The following is a 16570-nucleotide window of genomic DNA, read 5'->3' as shown; positions in this document are numbered from 1 at the left end:
GATCGGCACGGTTGAGCCGCGGCCCCAGGTGACCGCGGCTCAACCGAGTCAGGCCTGCTGGCGATACACCGCGACGACCGGAATCACCCGGGACGTGTTGGCCTGGTATTCGCCGAAACCCGGCATGATCTCGACCATTCGCGCATATAGTTCGTCGCGTTCGGTACCGGTCACCACCTCGGCCTTCGCCGGGTAGCCCTCGGTGCCGATCTCCACGGTGAACTCCGGATTCGCACGCAGATTGTGGTACCAGGCCGGATGCTTGTCCGCGCCGCCATTCGAGGCGATGAGCACGATGCGCTCGCCGTCCGGGAGGTAGACCAGCGGGCTGGTGACCTGGCGGCCGGACTTGGCGCCCGTCGTCGTGATCAGCACCATCCGGGCACCTTCGAACATGCCACCGACCTTGCCCTCGTTCGCGCGGAACTCATTGATCACCTGCGCGTTGAAATCGTTCACTGCACTCCCATCGTTCACGGTGTCTCCCGCACCAACTCCGAGGACGGGTTGGGAATTCCAGCACACTCCTTGCCGGATGGACATTCGCAGGAATACAGTACGTACGTACGGCTTGGTTGAGTCGACGACTGGAGCTGCCGATGTGGGATCCCAAGAAGTATCTGGCCTTCGATGACCACCGCTCGCGCCCGTTCTTCGATCTGCTGGGTCGAATCGGGGCCGAGGATCCACGCCGTGTCGTCGATCTCGGCTGCGGTCCGGGACATCTCACCGCATCGCTGGCCGAACGCTGGCCGGGAGCGACTATCGAGGCCTGCGACTCCTCACCCGAAATGGTCTCCGCGGCATGCGGTCTCGGCATCGATGCGACGCTCGGCGCGGTCGAGGATTGGCGACCGGCCCCGGATACCGATGTCGTGATCACCAATGCCGTGCTGCAGTGGGTGCCGACGCATACGACCCTGCTGCCGCAATGGCTGAATGCACTGCCCGCGGGCGCCTGGCTCGCGTTGCAGGTGCCCGGCAACTTCGACGCGCCCTCCCATCGCGCGATTCGGGAACTCGCGACGCGCGACGAATGGCGCGACCGGCTCGCACCCGCGGGCATCCTGCAGCCGCGCGATGTGCTCGATCCCAGCGGATACGCGCACGTGCTCGCTCTCGCCGGAGCCGAGGTCGACGCCTGGGAGACGACCTATCTACAGCGACTGTCGGGGGAAGATCCGGTGCTGGAGTGGGTCACCGGAACCGCTTTGCGCCCGGTGCGCGATGCACTCGACGACGCGGGCTGGCAGGAGTTCATCGCACAGCTGGCGCCACTATTGCGTGCGGCCTACCCGCGCCAACCCGACGGCACCACCTGGCTGCCGTTCCGGCGGGTCTTTGCCGTTGCGCACAAGACCGACTGAGGCCATCGCGATCGTTATGGTCCGCGCAAAGGTATCCCGATAACGCGCAACTATGCTCTCCAGCTATATCTCGGTGGTGTTCTCGGGCAGCAATCCCTACTTCGGAAAGGTTCTGCGATGGTTCCCAGCGTTGCGCCCTGTGCCTGCGGTCCCGATTGCCGGTGCGGTTGCCAGGAGGGCGGCACGTGCTCATGCGGCGGCGACAAATGCCAACAGGACTGACCAAATAGAATCGAGGCTCCCGAATCCGGGAGCCTCGGTTCGTATTCAGGCAGTACCCGGCGCGACGAACATGAAGCTCTTCTCCTCGACACGCCGCTTGATCCACCACCGGCCATCGATACGTTCGTAGGTGTCGAGATACCAGAGCCCACACAGCATCAGGCTCTGCTGACCTTCACCGGTCGAGACCAGCATCGGGTTGTGACACATCGTGCGCCCGGTGGCGATGTCACCATCAACGGTGATCGACGAATTGCTGATCAGATGCTGGAACGCAAGGAAGTTCGGCATGACGGTCGCGAGAAATTTCTTCGTCGATTCGAGATCCCCCACCGCGCCGCCCATAGCCGAATAGTCGATATGCGCATCCGGAGTGAAGACATCATCGAGCAGATCCCACTGTTGGGTGTCGACCGCATGCGAGTACCGGACCATGAGGTCCTCGATCTCCAAACGGTCCGAAATCTCCTGCAGGGACAACATGGTGCCTCCGAATTGCCGACACAGCGTTCCGCCGGGCCGCGGAACTGTGAGTCAGGGTAGCGTCGAAAACGTTTGGCTCCGCGCAGTTCCAGCAATGCGTCGGGAGAATTTCGGTTACCGAGGAGTGGTATGAGAATAGGCATCATCGGTGCGGGCCGGATCGGCGGCGGTATCGCCCGCCAACTGGCCATGGCGGGGCACCAGATTCAACTGGCCTTCAGCCGGAATCCGGACACGCTCACGGCCTTGGCCGCCGACATCGGGCGCGACGTCACGGTCGGTGCACCCGCCGCGACGGTCGCGATCTCCGATGTCGTGGTGATCTCGGTGCCGTGGCCGGTGCTGCCGGAGGCGTTGGCGCAGGTGGGATCTCTCGCGGGCAAGATCGTCATCGACACCACGAATCAGTTCGGTGCACCGCAGCCACCGGAAGGTGTGACGGCGGCGCAGTTCAATGCCGAGCGGATGGCCGGCGCGCGCTACACCAAGTCGTTCAACACGCTGACCTCGAGCTTCCAGGCCGAGGCCGCCCACCGAGTCGGCGCTGACCGGGTGGTGCAGTGGCTCTGCGGTGACGACGCGGAAGCCAAGCTGATCGTAGCCGGGCTCATTGCCGACGCCGGGTTCGTGCCGGTGGATCTCGGTGCGACCGCGGCCGCCGCGGTTATGGAGGCCCCGCGCCGCGACGGTGCGGTATACGGCGAGGAGTACCGCGCCACCGAGGCCGATGCTGTGGTGACGGCGGTGGCGGACGGCAAGCCGATTCCGCCGACGCCCGAGTATCAGTGAACCTGCCGGTGGTCTAGGAGCAGTATCTAGCCGATGGCGTCGCGCACCCGTCCGTCCGCGTCGTGCAGAAGGCGCCGTGCCGCTGGTGCGTCTACTCCGGCCAGACGCATGACGATGGCGGTTTTGACTTGGCCGTCGGCTGCGTCCAAAAGTGCTGCGGCGGTGGCGGGATCGGCTTCGGTTGCTTCGGCGATGATGCGGCGGGCACGGTCGATGAGTTTGGCGTTGGTCGGCTTTACGTCCACCATCAGATTGCCGTAGACCTTGCCCGCTTGGACCATGGCGGCGGTGGAGAGCATATTGCACACCATCTTCTGTGCGGTGCCCGCTTTTAGCCGGGTGGAACCGGTCAAAACCTCAGGGCCCGTGTCGATTTCGATGCCGACGTCGGCGTGTGCGCTGGCCTCGGCATTGCGGTTGCACGAGATGGCGACCGTCGCGGCGCCGATCGAGCGGGCCTGTCGCAACGCGCCGATGGCGTAGGGAGTTCGTCCGCTCGCGGCCAGTGCCACGACCACATCGTCGCGGGTGAGCTCGATCGCGGACAGGTCGGCAGCGGCGCGGGTCGGATCGTCCTCGGCGCCCTCGACCGCGCGCAGGAATGCCTGCGGTCCGCCCGCGATGATCCCCAGCACCTCCCCGGGATCAGTGCCGAAGGTCGGCGGGCATTCCACCGCATCGAGTACGCCGAGACGGCCACTGGTGCCCGCGCCGACATAGATCAGTCGGCCGCCGCGCCGACGCGCTTCGACGATCAACTCGACCGCCCGTGCGATCTCCGCAAGCGCCTGCGCCACCGCCGAAGCCACACCGGCGTCCTCGGCGTTCATGGTGCGCAACAACTCGTCGATCGACATCGAGTCGAGTGTGGTGGTGCGCGGATTGACCGCTTCCGTTGTCAGCGAACCGATTTCGGTCACCGTGCCACCGATGTCACGAAATTCATTCGGCCTCCTTGGTTCGGCGATCGGCCACCGCCTCGTAGGTGCGACGCAGGGCTTTGGCGGCGGACGGTGTGCGTTGCAGGACTCCGACGTACAGTGCGTCGACGATCAGCAGCTGGCTCATGCGGCTGGCCATTGCCGCGGAACGGAATCCGTCTTCGCGCCCGGCAACCAGCACCGTGTGCCCGGCGGAATTCGCGAGTCCGGAATGCGTTCCGGCCGTCACTGCGACCGTGGTCACCCCCGCTTCGGCGGCTCGGCGCACCGCTTCGACGACCGCGGCGGTTTCGCCCGAATGCGAGAATGCGACGCTCACATCGCCCGCCTCCAGCAGGCTGGCCTGTACCAGCGCATCGTCTTCGGATGTGCATGCGGCGCACCACATTCCGATGCGGGTCAGCTTCTGTGCCATATCCATCGCGACGAGTCCGGAGGCGCCGATGCCGACGAGCAGCACGCGGCGCGCACCCACCAGTGCATCGACGACGGACTCCATCGTCGCCGGATCGGCGAGCTCCGCGGTCGCGACCATGCCCTCGGTTTCAAAGGCGGTGAGTTTGTGCAGCACCTTCGACAGTTCGTCATCGGCATCGATATCGGTGGCGAAGACCGGCGATCCCTCATCGCCACCGACCGCGGCCAAGGCGAGTCGCAGCTGCGGATAACCCTCGTAGCCCAGCGTTTTGGCCAGCCGCACCACCGCCGACGTGCTGGTCCCCGACCGCTCGGCGAGTTGGCTCACCGTCAGCTGAGCGGCAGCGCCCGGATCGTGCCGGATCACCTGCGCGACGCGCAGCGCGGTCGGTGTGAGCCGCGGCAGCGCCGCCAGCAGGCGAGTTCGTACGTCATCACCCTCGGGCATGGTTCACCCTGAGCCGTCGGGGCACGGTGGTGGGGGCGGCGGGCAGCGTGAACCCGGCCGCTCCCGGGGTGATCGACCCGAGTATGGCGGCGCGTCTGGCTCCGGTACAGGCGGGATGGCTGCCCGCGAGGCCGTGTGCGGTAAGGAAGCCGAGCACGGCGAATGCGGTGGCCTCCTTCGCGGCCGAGGAGAGTCCGAGTTCGTCGGAGGTGCACAGTTTCGCGTCGTCCAAGTGCGCGCCGAGCAGCGCCATCAAGGTGGGATTGCGCGTTCCGCCGCCCGAGACGATGACTTCGGTCGGGCGCAGCGGCGCGAGGGCGTCGGCGATGGTGCGTGCGGTCAGCTCGGTCACACTCGCGACAATATCGTCGGTGGATAAGGTACGGCCGTCCAACACGCGCTCCAGATAGGCGTGGTTGAACAGCTCCTTCCCGGTTGTCTTCGGTGCCGGTGCGCGGTAGTAGGGTTCCGCGAGAAGGGTTTCCAGCAACCGCGCGTCGACCTTCCCATGCGCGGCGCGCACACCATCGCGATCGAAATGCTCGGCACCGCCGGTGCCGCGTTCGACCGCGGCATCGATCAGCGCGTTCCCGGGTCCGGTGTCGAAGGCGACCGGCTGATCACCGGTGATGGTGACATTGGCGATCCCGCCGATATTCAATACCGCCGCACGCCCGGGGCGCCCGGCCAGCCACAGCACATCGAAGAGCCCGACGAGCGGCGCACCCTGCCCGCCCGCGGCGATATCGCGCGCGCGAAAGTCGCTGACAACCGGTACTCCGGTGCGTTCGGCGATCCAAGCGGGCTGACCGAGCTGCATGGTGCCACGGGTCGCGCCGTCGGACACCCAGTGGTAAACGGTCTGACCGTGCGATGCGATGAGATCGGCACTGCCGCCGAAGAATTCGTCCATCGCGGCGGCGGCCGCAGCGGCGAAGGCCCGACCGATCGCGGTATCCAATCGGCACACGGTCGCCATATCGACCGAACCCGGCGGCAAGGCGGCGATGAGTTTCGATCGCAACGAGTCGGGATATGGCCGGCTGAGCTGTCCGATGAGTTCGACGTGCAGGGTCTCGGCCCGCAGGACGATATCCGCGCCCACGGCATCGATCGCATCGTGCGACGTCCCCGACATCAACCCGATGACGCGCACTATGCCACCGCCGCAACAGGTTCCGGCTCTTGCGGCGTGGACGCGGGATGGAACAGACTCGCGATCGCCCCGACCACCAGGGTCACGAGCACACCGATCGGCACCAACCACTGCGCCGCGATACCCTTTTCGACCACCTTCCCCGCAACCGTGACATCGATCTTGACGACCCGCACCACGAACGTCATCACGATCACCGTGGCGATGAACGCCACGATCGCGTCGAACTGATTGGCGCGCGCCACCAGCCGCCCGAGCAGGAATGCGCCGAGCAGCGCACCGTAGGTGTATCCGGCGATGGTGAGTGCCGTCAGATACACATTGCCGGTCGTCGCGCTGAAACCCATCGCGAACAATGCCATCAGCACCGCCCACACCAGCGTCATCACCCGAGCGAGTCGCAGCAGCGTGTCATCGGCGAGCGTCCGGCGCGAAAAGCTGCGAACAATATCGGCGACCGTCGAATTCGCCATCGAATTCAGTGCCGAGGACAGCGAACCCATTGCCGCGCCGAGGATTCCGGCGACGAGCAACCCGGAGACCACCACCGGCAGACCGTGCAGAATGAAATTGGGGTACAGGCTGTCCGCGCTGGCCAGCCCGAGTTCCTTGGCCGTCTTTCCGCCGTTGTAGGACCACAGCAGCACACCGACCAGGGAGAATGCGGCGAACTGGATGGCAACGAAGATGCCCGAACCGATCATCGCCTTCTGACTGTCGCGCAGCGACCGCGTCGCCAGGATGCGTTGCACGATCAACTGATCGGAACCGTGTGAGGCCATCGCGAAGATCGCCCCGCCGATTATTGCCGTCGGGAGCGCGAATGTGCTGGTCAGTATGTGTGCGACACCGAAATCGGTATCGAAGACGCGGAACTTGCCCGCGTGCAATGCATCCGACCAGCCCGAGGCCCCGACGTGACCGGTGAGCACGCCGATCGCGACCAGCGCACCGGTGAGGTACAGGCCCATCTGCAGCGCATCGGTCCAGATCACCGCCTTGATGCCGCCCAGGTAGGTGTATATGACGGTGAGCAGCGTCAGCGCGATAATGATCGCGTCGTAGCCGAAGTCGAGCCCGAACTCGCTGAGCAGCAACTTGATCGGTATGGCGGAGGCGAACAGTCGCACGCCCTCGGCGAGCAGCCGAGTGAACACGAAGGTCACCGATGCCACACCCTGCAGATAGCGGCCGAAGCGCAGCTCGAGGTATTGATAGGCGCTGACGAACCCGCCGCGCTTGTACAGCGGGATCAGCACGATCGCCACGATTGTTCGCCCGATGATGTAACCGATGGCGAGCTCGACATTTCCGAAAGCCTGATCGGTGTACGCGCCGCCGGGAATCGAGATGACGGTGAGCACACTGGTTTCGGTGGCCACCACCGAGAAGCACACTGTCCACCACGGCATTCGGCCCTCGCCGACGAAATAGTCGCTGCTGGACTTCTGTTTACCGGACAGCCGCAGGCCGATCCACGCGACAGCGACGAGATAGATGACGATGACTGCGAGATTGAGTGCGTTCAACGCAGCTCCCCGGTGACGCGGTGGACGGAATGAAAATAAGTGTCAGTGGTCACGTGGAGTCTGTCAATGATTGTCAGAGAATTCGGGTGACCAGGGCTTCGAGCGCAGTCGTCCGGTCGAGGGCGAGCAGGGCCGCGCCGTCGATCGGATCACCGAGCGGGTCGCGGCGCTCGATCGCGTCGGCTATCTGCTGGTCGAGCGGGTCCAGCAGTGGTGCACCGAGTTTGGTGAGTCCGCCGGTGATCGCGTAGGGGACCGGCGGACGCATGCCGGATCGTTCGATGGCGGCGCGCACAGTGCGGCCGAGCGCGCGGGCAGCGGTCGCCATGATCGCCGCCGCGGTGTCGTCCATGGCCGCTGCGACGACGGGCGCGAAGCTGGCGGCAGCCAAGGCCGGATTATGGTGTTCACCAAGGTATTTCGGCAACGCGTCCAGATCGATGCCGTAATGTTCGCCGACCTTCTCGGCCAGGACGGTCTGCGGCCCCCTGCCATCGTGGGCGCGCAATGCGGCACGCAGACCTTCCATGCCGATCCAGCCGCCGCTGCCCTCGTCACCGAGTTGCGGCCCCCAGCCGTCGACCCTGGTGAACCGGCCCATCGCGTCGACCGCCGTCGCGACGGCTCCGGTTCCGATCGCCAGCACCACACCGGGCGATCCGCCGAGCGCCCCGGCGTGCGCGGTAACGGCATCGGAGGTGATCGCCACCGCGCCAGCGAACTCGGCAAGTCGCCGGGCCAGGAGGGCGGCCGCATCCGGGGCCGATGCGGCACCGGCAGCGCCGACCGAAAGCGTGAAAGTGGCCGGTTTCGGTGATATCTGGTCGATGACCGCGCGAATCGCTCGTTCCGCCTCGGCGATGCCAGCGGCGTGGGCGAGTCCCGGCGCGCCCGACGCTTCGGCATAACCCGTCTGGCTGCCATCGACACGCAGCGAACCGCGACAGCCGGTCTTGCCGAGATCGATCGCGAGGATATGGCTGGTCATGAGAAACATGCTTACCAGCAGACCCACGACGGCCGATTGGCCTAGTCGCTGCTCAACCAGCGATCCTTGGCGCGGCCGGACGTCCGTAGACTGGAGATATGGACGTTCCGTCGAAGCTATCGCCATGACCGAGCGCAAACCCCTCGGTGTCACCTTTGAATCGTGGATCGACAAACAGATCCGCGAGGCCACCGAACGCGGCGAATTCGAGAACCTCCGCGGCGCGGGCAAACCGATTCCGAGCTCCGTCGATGACGAGAACTGGTGGCTGAAGAGCTACCTGCGTGGCGAAGGAGTGCGTGCGGACGGCCTGCTGCCCCCATCCCTGATACTCCGGCGCGATATCGAGGAACTCCCGGAATTGGTGCGGAATATGGCTTCCGAGCGCGAGGTTCGCGAAACGATATCGGAGCTGAACCAGCGCATCGTGGACTGGCTTCGGATGCCGCACGGACCATATGTCCGGGTCGGACCGGTGAATTCCGAAGAGGCTGTCGCGCAGTGGCGCAGTGACCGAACCGCGGCGCGCCGAAGTAAGCAGCCGAAAACGACTACGCCGAGAGCTCATTCCGCGTCTTCAGCACCCGAACCCAGTTGGTGGCAACGGATTACGCGCCGCCGCTCGACCCGACAGGCCTGATACCCGAGCCAACGTTTGTACAGCGATCTACCGCGACGACCGAATGTCGAGATCAGCTCTGTCGCAGCGCGGCCTGCTCGGTGAGTTCGAGTTCGATGAAGGCATCGATCATGGCCCGCCAGACCGACTCCGCGACGGCGGGGGCCAAACCCGCCTCCGTCGCACGCTCGCGGGCCAGCGCCACCACCTGCGCCACCCGATCCGGCGCGCGGACGGCATGTTCATCGGTCTTGAACGCCGCCGCCGAACGCACCAGGCTCTGACGCTGCGCCAGGAAGCGGATCAACTCCGCGTCAACGGCATCGATGCGGGCACGGACCTCGGCGAGCGATTCGGGTGCGGACACAGCCGCCCATCCTACGGGCCGTCAGACCCGAAACCGCAGTGCGGAGGGTTCGCCGCGTTCGAGTGCGGCGGTGTGCTCGGCGACGTTCAGGCCGTCGCTGAGCGTCGACCCGGCGTCGAGCAGCGCGACAAGTTCGGCCTCGGCTTCCTTGACCGCTGCCGCCGCATCGAGCAATGCCTCGATCCGTTCGGGATCGACAACAATGACTCCTTCCGCATCGGCCAGAATCAGATCACCGGGAGCCACCTCGACGCCGCCGCAGCGCACCGGGATCTGCAGCTGGCCGAGTTGAGAAGTGCTGCCCGCCATCGGCGTAACGAATCGGCTGTACACCGGCAGCGCACAGCCGCGCACATAGGCGATATCGCGGTATCCGCCGTCGACGATGATGCCGCCGAGGCCGCGCACGAGCGCGCCGCGGGCGAACAATTCTCCGGCGAAGGCAATATCGGCCCCGCCGCCATCGACCACCAGGACATCGCCGGGTGCGGCCGTCTCGACGGCCCGCAGGACAGCTAGGAAGTCACCGCGACAGCGGACGGTGAAGGCGGGGCCGAAGATGCGCGGCTCGGCGGATCGCGGTCGAATCGCGCTGTCCAGCACCCGCGTCGACTTATCGGCGTCGCAGATGGCCGTGGTATCGACGGCGCGGAATTTGGTGACGAGCTGGTCGGTCGGCATCGGTGACGCCCCTTCGTGACTCGGATGGCGGGATCAGCTGGCATCGTACGGTCCGCCCGCCGATCGAGGTCAGCGACGCTTACGACCGGGCGACCAGATCGCAATCGGAACCGCGCCGACTAGAACCAGTACAGCGCGGCCATGGAGGCGACCACCAGTGCTACGGCCAGACAGGCCACCGTCGGCATTCACCACGGTGACCGGCGCAGGCGCAGCGCTTCCAGGATCTCGACCGTATCCATGGAGCGCTCTCTCACCGCACGCAAAACGCTACTATCGGTATCGCTACGCTACTAGCGGTAGCATATCGCTCCACGGTTGCGATAGACTTCGTTCGACATGGCCGAGCAGGAATCCGAAGATCCGCGAAAGATACGGTCCCGCAACCGATTACTGGACGCGGCGGCCGAACTGCTGCTGTCCGGCGGTATCGAAGCGGTCACCATCGATGCGGTGGTCCGCACCTCGAAGGTTGCCCGCACCACCCTCTATCGTCACTTCGACTGCAGCACCCAGTTGCTCGCCGCGACCTTCGACCGACTGCTGCCGCCGCCAGCCGAGGCGCCGACTACCGGACCGCTGCGTACCCGGCTCGTCGAATTGCTTTACTACCAGGCCAGAGTCATCAATGAGGCACCGGTACAACTCACCACCTTGGCCTGGCTTGCGCTGAGCCCCAAGGTGGCGGATCAGGGCTCCGCGCTGGCCGTTCTGCGTCATCGATTCATCGAGCAGCACCGCGCCCCATTCGAAGAGGTCCTCGGAAATTCGGAAACCGCAGCACAATTCGCCGACTACGACACCGAACTCGCGCTGCTGCAGCTCGTCGGCCCGATACTCCTCGCGAAACTCGCGGGTCTGGAACGCGACGATCGCGCCGATTGCACCCGCATCATCGATGACTTTCTGGCCGCCCGGCAGGCAGGACGGGTGCGATGCGACTGACCGCGAAGGTGGCGCGGGAGCGGTTCATGGCAGAACCGGTAGCCCGGCTCGCCACCGTGTCAGCGGACCTGCGTCCACACCTCGTGCCGATCGTATTCGCGGTCGCCGACGACATCATCTACACCGCGGTCGATGCGAAGCCCAAGACGACCACCGCGCTACGTCGCTTGGCGAATATCGCCGCGAACCCGTCGGTTGCCGTTCTCGCCGATCACTACAGCGACGATTGGACGCAACTGTGGTGGACCCGCGCGGACGGCATCGCCCGGATCGCCGACGACTCCGAAGCCCTACTGGCCCAACAGTTGCTCACCGCACGCTATCCGGTGTATCTGACCCAGCCGCCGCCCGGACCGGTCGTCGCCATCGATGTCGTCCGCTGGTCGGGATGGTCCGCAAGCTGACACGAGGTGCTGGGTTAACGGCCGATCACGGCACTACGCGTTGGGTGATCGTGTAACCATGGGACTGCCGAGTCGAGAGGGGACGCAGATGGGAAAGCTGGACGACAAAGTCGCGCTGATCACCGGCGGCGCACGCGGTCAAGGGCGTTCGCATGCGGTCACTTTGGCCGCCGCGGGCGCCGATATCGTGCTCTGCGATATTGCCGAGCCGATCGGCAGCGTGCCATATCCGCTGGGCTCCGAGGACGATCTCGCCGAGACCGTCAAACTGGTCGAGGAGACCGGACGGCGTTGTGTGGCGGTCAAGGCCGATGTGCGCAGCCGATCCGAGATGGACGCGGTCACCGAACGCGCCATCGCCGAATTCGGGCAGATCGATATCCTGCTCGCCAATGCGGGTATCGCCTCGGGTGCGCCCATCGCCGAGATGGACGAGCAGATGTGGCAGGACATGATCGATGTCAACCTGACCGGAGTTTTCCACAGCTTTCGTGCCGTGGTGCCGCATATGATCGAACGTCGCTCCGGCCGAATCGTTGCCACCTCGTCCATTGTCGGCCGCATGGGTGCGGCGAATTCCGGGCACTATGCGGCCGCGAAATGGGGCGTGATCGGTTTGGTGAAATCGCTTGCGCACGAACTAGTTCCGCACGGCATTACCGTCAACGCGGTGCTACCGGCCGGTGTGCGCACCGATATGATCATGAACCCGGCGATGTACTCCGCCATGGTGCCGGATATAGAGAATCCCACCCGCGAGGACGTGGAGGCCATGTTCGCCGCCGCACCTCCCAACGGCGATCTGATTGTGCCGCAGGAGGTTTCCGAAGTGATCCTGCTCCTGGTCGGCGCACACGGCCGTCACTTCAACGGCGAAGCCATCACCATCTCCGGCGGTATGAGCGCGGGCACCACCTGAGTCGGCCAGAAGCCGACGATGCTCAGGATCGCCAGGACGAAGGTGCGACGACGACGAGCACCCCGACAACTATCAGCGTTGCAACCGCATTCGCGATGCGCCTGCCTGGCGAGCTCGAATTGCGGCGCGAGAGCCGACGGACATCCGCCGTGAACTGACGCGCCCACGCCATATGACGAGCGTTCTCGCTGCGGTGAGCACGACTGTGCCGCTTGAAGACTCGGAGTTGCCGCAGTGTGGACACGCTGGTACAAAGTGCTGTCCCACAACAGCAGAAGAAAGGCAGTGATCGCATGCGCGGCGCAGTTCTCACGATGGCGGCGGTGATCGGCGTGATCGGCGGTGGCGTCGCGGTGACCGGGTCCGCGAACGCGGTTGGCGACGGTGATACCTGCGCGGTGCTGAGTACGGCGATCGATGATTTCGGCGCCAAGACCAATGCGATCGACACCTCCAACGGTGGCGGCCTGGCGGAGACGAAGCGGGTGTGGGCCGAGCTCACCACGAAGTTCGCCGCTGCCGAGGCCAATGCCGACGAAGGCCGGGTGCGGGCCGCGGTCGGCGGTGCGGTGGCGCAGTTGAATCGGCTGGCGGCGGTGGCGGACTCGGATCGGCAGAGCGTGATCAACGATCCGGCGTTCATGGGCGCCATGTCCGCCGTCGACACCGCTTGCGGTTTCTAGCGATTTCCCGTGCCTCCGGCAGTTGACTGCGTGCTGGCCAGCGCTCGACCGCCGGACTTTCGATATGGCACGATCTGGTAGGTGACCAGCAGACCCGCAACGGAGGATCACCTACGCGATCTCGCGCGGCTGCGTCGCGTCCGCGACCGAATCGACCGGGAGTACGCGCAGCCGCTGGACGTCGAGGCGCTCGCGCGCGACGCACATATGTCGGCCGGGCACCTCAGCCGCCAGTTCCGGCTCGCCTATGGCGAGCCGCCGTACGCCTATTTGATGACACGGCGCATCGAGCGGGCGATGGCGCTGTTGCGTCGTGGCGACCTGAGTGTCACCGAGGTCTGTTTCGCGGTCGGCTGCTCGTCGCTGGGAACCTTCAGCACTCGCTTCACCGAATTGGTCGGCGTGCCGCCGAGCGTCTATCGAGAGCAGCAGGCCCGCGCGACGGAGGGGATGCCGTCCTGCGTGGCGAAGCAGGTGACCAGACCGATCAGGAATCGAGAAGCGCAAGTTAACGCGTCGCAACTAGCGTGATCGCCATGAACATCACCATTCACCAGGCCTACCTCCCGCAGGACGATCCGGACGCCGCCCTGGCCTTCTATCGCGACACTCTCGGCTTCGAGGTCCGCGACGACGTTGGATACAACGGGATGCGCTGGATCACGGTCGGCCCCGTCGGCCAGCCCACGTCCATCGTCCTGCATCCGCCCGCCGCCGACCCCGGTATCACCGACGACGAGCGCCGCACCATTGCCGAGATGATGGCCAAGGGCACCTACGCCAGCATCAACCTGGCCACCGATGACCTCGACGGCGTTTTCGAGAAGCTGCAGGCCAGCGATAGCGCCGAGGTCGTTCAGGAGCCGACCGAGCAGCCGTACGGCATCCGCGACTGCGCCTTCCGCGACCCCGCGGGCAATATGGTCCGCATCAAGCAACTGCGCTGAGCTATCCGGCAGCTGCATCGGGCCTGTCGGCAACCCGCCGAGCAGCCCGGCAATCACCGCCCTGACCTGCGCGGATGGCTGGGCGAATGGACCGGGACAATGCCGGTGGCGGCCACCGCCCGCCACCGGCACAGCAAACAGCTGCCCACGCCCCACGCCGATGAAGAACAACCGAACGCCCTGCTCGAAGCTGGTTAGATCGAGCCAGGCGACTCCGCAGGAGCCCGCGCAGGCGGCCCGCGTAACAGATGGAGACACGATCAGCATGGCCAAGAAGACGGACACGCAATCGCCCGCACCCCGGGTTGCCGACAGCCACGATCTCATCCGCGTGATCGGCGCTCGCGTGAACAACCTCAAGGACATCAGCATCGAGATCCCCAAGCGCCGGTTGACGGTATTCACCGGCATCTCCGGTTCGGGCAAGAGTTCGCTGGTATTCGATACGGTCGCCGCCGAGTCCCAGCGGCTGATCAACGAGACCTACAGCAGCTTTGTGCAGGGTTTCATGCCGACGCTGGCGCGGCCGGAGGTCGACGTACTCGAAGGGCTGACGACCGCAATCATCGTCGACCAGCAGCGAATGGGTGCCGATCCGCGTTCCACCGTCGGCACCGCCACCGACGCCAATGCGATGTTGCGCATCCTGTTCAGCCGACTCGGGAAGCCGCACATCGGCTCCCCGCAGGCGTTCTCGTTCAACGTCGCCTCGATCAGTGGCGCGGGTGCGGTCACGGTGGAGCGCTCCGGGCAGACGGTGCGCGAGCGCCGCAGCTTCAGCATTACCGGCGGCATGTGCCCGCGCTGCGAGGGCAGGGGTTCGGTCAACGACATCGATCTGACCCAGCTCTACGACGACTCCAAGTCGCTCAACGAGGGTGCGCTGACGATCCCCGGCTACAGCATGGACGGCTGGTTCGGCCGGATTTTCACCGGCTGCGGCTTCTTCGACCCGGATAAGCCGATCAAGAAGTTCACCAAGCGAGAGCTCAACGATCTGCTCTACAAGGAGCCGACCAAGATCAAGGTCGAGGGCATCAACCTGACCTATGAGGGCCTGATCCCGCGGATCCGCAAGTCGATGCTGTCCAAGGATGTCGACGCGCTGCAGCCGCATATCCGCGCCTTCGTGGAGCGGGCGATCACCTTCACCATCTGTCCGGAGTGCGACGGCACCCGGCTCAGCGACCAAGCTCGGTCATCGAAGATCAAGGGCAAGAGCATCGCTGATGCCTGCGCGATGCAGATCAGCGATCTCGCCGAATGGGTCAGCGGCCTGAAGGAGCCGTCGGTGGCGCCGCTACTCGCCGCGCTGCGGCACACCCTCGACTCATTCGTGGAGATCGGGCTGGGCTACCTCTCGCTCAACCGGCCGTCGGGCACGCTATCGGGCGGTGAGGCACAGCGCGTCAAGATGATTCGCCATCTCGGCTCCGCACTCACCGACGTCACCTATGTCTTCGACGAACCGACCGTCGGCCTGCACCCCCATGACATCCAGCGCATGAACGACCTGCTGCTGCGGCTGCGGGACAAGGGCAACACGGTGCTCGTCGTGGAGCACAAACCGGAGACGATCGCCATCGCCGACCACGTTGTCGACCTCGGCCCCGGGGCCGGTGCGGGCGGCGGCACAGTCTGTTTCGAGGGCACCGTTGAGGGTTTGCGGACCAGCGGCACCACCACCGGCCGCCATTTCGACGACCGGGCCGCACTGAAGGATACGGTGCGAAAGCCCAACGGCGCGTTGCAGATTCGCGGTGCAACGACGAACAACCTGCGCAATGTCGACGTCGACATCCCGCTCGGAGTGCTCACCGTCATCACCGGCGTCGCGGGCTCCGGCAAGAGTTCACTCGTGCACCGTTCGATCCCCGCAGGCGAGGGTGTGGTATCGGTCGACCAGGGCGCGATCCGCGGCTCGCGGCGGAGCAACCCGGCGACCTACACCGGACTGCTCGAACCGATCCGCAAAGCGTTCGCGAAGGCCAATGGCGTGAAGCCGGCGCTGTTCAGCGCCAACTCCGAGGGCGCGTGTCCCAATTGCAATGGCGCCGGTGTCATCTACACCGACCTGGCGATGATGGCTGGCGTCGCCACCACCTGCGAGGAGTGCGAGGGGAAGCGGTATCAGGCAGCGGTGCTGGACTACCACCTCGGCGGCCGCGATATCAGCGAGGTGCTGGCCATGCCGGTGACCGAGGCCGAGGAGTTCTTCGGTACCGGCGAGGCGCGGATTCCGGCGGCGCACAAGATCATTCAGGCACTTGCCGACGTCGGGCTCGGCTATCTCAGCCTCGGCCAGCCGCTCACCACACTGTCCGGCGGCGAGCGGCAGCGGCTCAAGCTGGCCACCCATATGACCGAGAAGGGCGGCGTCTACGTCCTCGATGAGCCGACAACCGGCCTGCACCTTGCCGACGTCGAACACCTGCTGGCCCTGCTCGACCGGCTCGTCGACTCCGGCAAGTCGGTCATCGTCATCGAACATCACCAGGCAGTCATGGCGCATGCCGACTGGATCATCGATCTCGGCCCCGGCGCGGGCCACGACGGCGGCAAGGTCGTCTTCGAGGGCACACCCGCGGACCTCGTCACCGAACGCTGCACCCTCACCGGCGAACACCTCGCGGCCTACGTCGGCGCGTAGCCGTCCGAAATCGGC

Annotated in this window: 19 protein-coding genes; 10 read left to right on the top strand and 9 right to left on the bottom strand. The window is 65.6% G+C overall.

The features are described 5' to 3' along the window. Positions 1-48: 48 nt before the first annotated feature. The gene (locus ACWEO2_RS02795) at positions 49-459 is read right to left on the bottom strand and encodes a nitroreductase family deazaflavin-dependent oxidoreductase (RefSeq protein ID WP_452403767.1); all 411 of its coding nucleotides are present in this window, start codon (positions 457-459) and stop codon (positions 49-51) included. A gap of 140 nt (positions 460-599) precedes the next feature. Here ACWEO2_RS02795 and ACWEO2_RS02790 point away from each other — a divergent pair, with 140 nt between their 5' ends. After that, a complete protein-coding gene (locus tag ACWEO2_RS02790) occupies positions 600-1367 on the top strand; it encodes a trans-aconitate 2-methyltransferase (RefSeq protein ID WP_452403766.1) in 768 nt (255 codons plus the stop codon). 267 nt (positions 1368-1634) lie between these two features. Here ACWEO2_RS02790 and ACWEO2_RS02785 read toward each other — a convergent pair whose 3' ends face one another. After that, complete coding sequence (locus ACWEO2_RS02785) at positions 1635-2072, bottom strand: nuclear transport factor 2 family protein (RefSeq protein ID WP_452403765.1); 438 nt, start codon at positions 2070-2072, stop codon at positions 1635-1637. 72 nt (positions 2073-2144) lie between these two features. Between ACWEO2_RS02785 and ACWEO2_RS02780 the strand changes: the two genes are divergently transcribed. Then, on the top strand, positions 2145-2861 hold the full coding sequence (locus tag ACWEO2_RS02780; RefSeq protein WP_452403764.1) for an NADPH-dependent F420 reductase: 717 nt from the start codon (positions 2145-2147) through the stop codon (positions 2859-2861). Positions 2862-2887: 26 nt separating this feature from the next. On the opposite strand, the gene murQ is transcribed toward ACWEO2_RS02780, so the two are convergent. From murQ to ACWEO2_RS02755, 5 genes are all read right to left on the bottom strand, one after another. Then, the gene (gene murQ / locus ACWEO2_RS02775; protein WP_452403763.1) at positions 2888-3781 is read right to left on the bottom strand and encodes an N-acetylmuramic acid 6-phosphate etherase; all 894 of its coding nucleotides are present in this window, start codon (positions 3779-3781) and stop codon (positions 2888-2890) included. 22 nt (positions 3782-3803) lie between these two features. Then, a complete protein-coding gene (locus ACWEO2_RS02770; RefSeq protein ID WP_452403762.1) occupies positions 3804-4667 on the bottom strand; it encodes a MurR/RpiR family transcriptional regulator in 864 nt (287 codons plus the stop codon). Continuing rightward, positions 4654-5823: an anhydro-N-acetylmuramic acid kinase gene (locus ACWEO2_RS02765; protein ID WP_452403761.1), complete on the bottom strand. Its 1170-nt coding sequence runs from the start codon at positions 5821-5823 to the stop codon at positions 4654-4656. Before ACWEO2_RS02765 ends, ACWEO2_RS02770 begins: the two co-directional genes overlap by 14 nt. Further along, the gene (locus ACWEO2_RS02760) at positions 5823-7352 is read right to left on the bottom strand and encodes a sodium:solute symporter (protein WP_452403760.1); all 1530 of its coding nucleotides are present in this window, start codon (positions 7350-7352) and stop codon (positions 5823-5825) included. The genes ACWEO2_RS02765 and ACWEO2_RS02760 overlap by 1 nt, the downstream gene beginning before the upstream one ends. 73 nt (positions 7353-7425) lie before the next feature. Beyond that, positions 7426-8340, bottom strand: coding sequence for an N-acetylglucosamine kinase (locus ACWEO2_RS02755; RefSeq protein ID WP_452403759.1), 915 nt, complete (start codon positions 8338-8340; stop codon positions 7426-7428). A gap of 124 nt (positions 8341-8464) precedes the next feature. On the opposite strand from ACWEO2_RS02755, the gene ACWEO2_RS02750 reads away from it, so the two are divergent. Next, entirely contained in the window at positions 8465-8980 is a 516-nt protein-coding gene (locus tag ACWEO2_RS02750) for a DnaJ family domain-containing protein (protein WP_452403758.1), read from the top strand. A gap of 52 nt (positions 8981-9032) precedes the next feature. Here the strand turns inward: ACWEO2_RS02750 and ACWEO2_RS02745 are convergent, their stop codons facing one another. Both ACWEO2_RS02745 and ACWEO2_RS02740 read right to left on the bottom strand, forming a co-directional pair. Further along, positions 9033-9326 (bottom strand): chorismate mutase, encoded by a 294-nt coding sequence (locus ACWEO2_RS02745; protein WP_452403757.1) that lies wholly within the window; start codon positions 9324-9326, stop codon positions 9033-9035. 21 nt (positions 9327-9347) lie between these two features. Continuing rightward, positions 9348-10007 carry an RraA family protein gene (locus ACWEO2_RS02740; RefSeq protein WP_452403756.1) on the bottom strand — a complete coding sequence of 220 codons (660 nt, stop codon included), beginning with the start codon at positions 10005-10007 and terminating at the stop codon, positions 9348-9350. A gap of 339 nt (positions 10008-10346) precedes the next feature. On the opposite strand from ACWEO2_RS02740, the gene ACWEO2_RS02735 reads away from it, so the two are divergent. The 7 genes from ACWEO2_RS02735 to ACWEO2_RS02705 all read left to right on the top strand — a co-directional run bounded on the left by ACWEO2_RS02735 (position 10347) and on the right by ACWEO2_RS02705 (position 16555). Then, the gene (locus tag ACWEO2_RS02735) at positions 10347-10952 is read left to right on the top strand and encodes a TetR/AcrR family transcriptional regulator (protein ID WP_452403755.1); all 606 of its coding nucleotides are present in this window, start codon (positions 10347-10349) and stop codon (positions 10950-10952) included. A gap of 26 nt (positions 10953-10978) precedes the next feature. Further along, positions 10979-11356, top strand: a complete 378-nt coding sequence (locus tag ACWEO2_RS02730) for a TIGR03668 family PPOX class F420-dependent oxidoreductase (protein WP_452403754.1) — start codon at positions 10979-10981, stop codon at positions 11354-11356. 88 nt (positions 11357-11444) lie between these two features. Beyond that, the gene (locus ACWEO2_RS02725) at positions 11445-12275 is read left to right on the top strand and encodes a mycofactocin-coupled SDR family oxidoreductase (protein ID WP_452403753.1); all 831 of its coding nucleotides are present in this window, start codon (positions 11445-11447) and stop codon (positions 12273-12275) included. 293 nt (positions 12276-12568) lie between these two features. After that, positions 12569-12958, top strand: a complete 390-nt coding sequence (locus tag ACWEO2_RS02720; RefSeq protein WP_452403752.1) for a hypothetical protein — start codon at positions 12569-12571, stop codon at positions 12956-12958. Positions 12959-13039: 81 nt separating this feature from the next. Then, on the top strand, positions 13040-13489 hold the full coding sequence (locus ACWEO2_RS02715) for a helix-turn-helix transcriptional regulator (protein ID WP_354961111.1): 450 nt from the start codon (positions 13040-13042) through the stop codon (positions 13487-13489). A 5-nt stretch (positions 13490-13494) separates the two neighbouring features. After that, complete coding sequence (locus ACWEO2_RS02710; protein ID WP_452403751.1) at positions 13495-13905, top strand: VOC family protein; 411 nt, start codon at positions 13495-13497, stop codon at positions 13903-13905. A 265-nt stretch (positions 13906-14170) separates the two neighbouring features. Continuing rightward, positions 14171-16555, top strand: coding sequence for an ATP-binding cassette domain-containing protein (locus tag ACWEO2_RS02705; RefSeq protein WP_452404138.1), 2385 nt, complete (start codon positions 14171-14173; stop codon positions 16553-16555). Positions 16556-16570: the final 15 nt, after the last annotated feature.

It is taken from the genome of Nocardia sp. NPDC004278 (assembly GCF_053602975.1).
This window is presented reverse-complemented; position numbering and strand designations above follow the sequence as displayed.

What these genes read in the sequence shown, in the direction of transcription:
- ACWEO2_RS02750 (WP_452403758.1), top strand. Translation starts at nt 8,465, where the DNA reads ATGACCGAGCGCAAACCCCTCGGTGTCACCTTTGAATCGTGGATCGAC.
- ACWEO2_RS02770 (WP_452403762.1), bottom strand. Translation starts at nt 4,667, where the DNA reads ATGCCCGAGGGTGATGACGTACGAACTCGCCTGCTGGCGGCGCTGCCG.
- ACWEO2_RS02735 (WP_452403755.1), top strand. Translation starts at nt 10,347, where the DNA reads ATGGCCGAGCAGGAATCCGAAGATCCGCGAAAGATACGGTCCCGCAAC.
- ACWEO2_RS02730 (WP_452403754.1), top strand. Translation starts at nt 10,979, where the DNA reads ATGGCAGAACCGGTAGCCCGGCTCGCCACCGTGTCAGCGGACCTGCGT.
- ACWEO2_RS02720 (WP_452403752.1), top strand. Translation starts at nt 12,569, where the DNA reads ATGCGCGGCGCAGTTCTCACGATGGCGGCGGTGATCGGCGTGATCGGC.
- ACWEO2_RS02785 (WP_452403765.1), bottom strand. Translation starts at nt 2,072, where the DNA reads ATGTTGTCCCTGCAGGAGATTTCGGACCGTTTGGAGATCGAGGACCTC.
- ACWEO2_RS02705 (WP_452404138.1), top strand. Translation starts at nt 14,171, where the DNA reads ATGGCCAAGAAGACGGACACGCAATCGCCCGCACCCCGGGTTGCCGAC.
- ACWEO2_RS02755 (WP_452403759.1), bottom strand. Translation starts at nt 8,340, where the DNA reads ATGACCAGCCATATCCTCGCGATCGATCTCGGCAAGACCGGCTGTCGC.
- ACWEO2_RS02710 (WP_452403751.1), top strand. Translation starts at nt 13,495, where the DNA reads ATGAACATCACCATTCACCAGGCCTACCTCCCGCAGGACGATCCGGAC.
- ACWEO2_RS02740 (WP_452403756.1), bottom strand. Translation starts at nt 10,007, where the DNA reads ATGCCGACCGACCAGCTCGTCACCAAATTCCGCGCCGTCGATACCACG.
- ACWEO2_RS02725 (WP_452403753.1), top strand. Translation starts at nt 11,445, where the DNA reads ATGGGAAAGCTGGACGACAAAGTCGCGCTGATCACCGGCGGCGCACGC.
- ACWEO2_RS02790 (WP_452403766.1), top strand. Translation starts at nt 600, where the DNA reads ATGTGGGATCCCAAGAAGTATCTGGCCTTCGATGACCACCGCTCGCGC.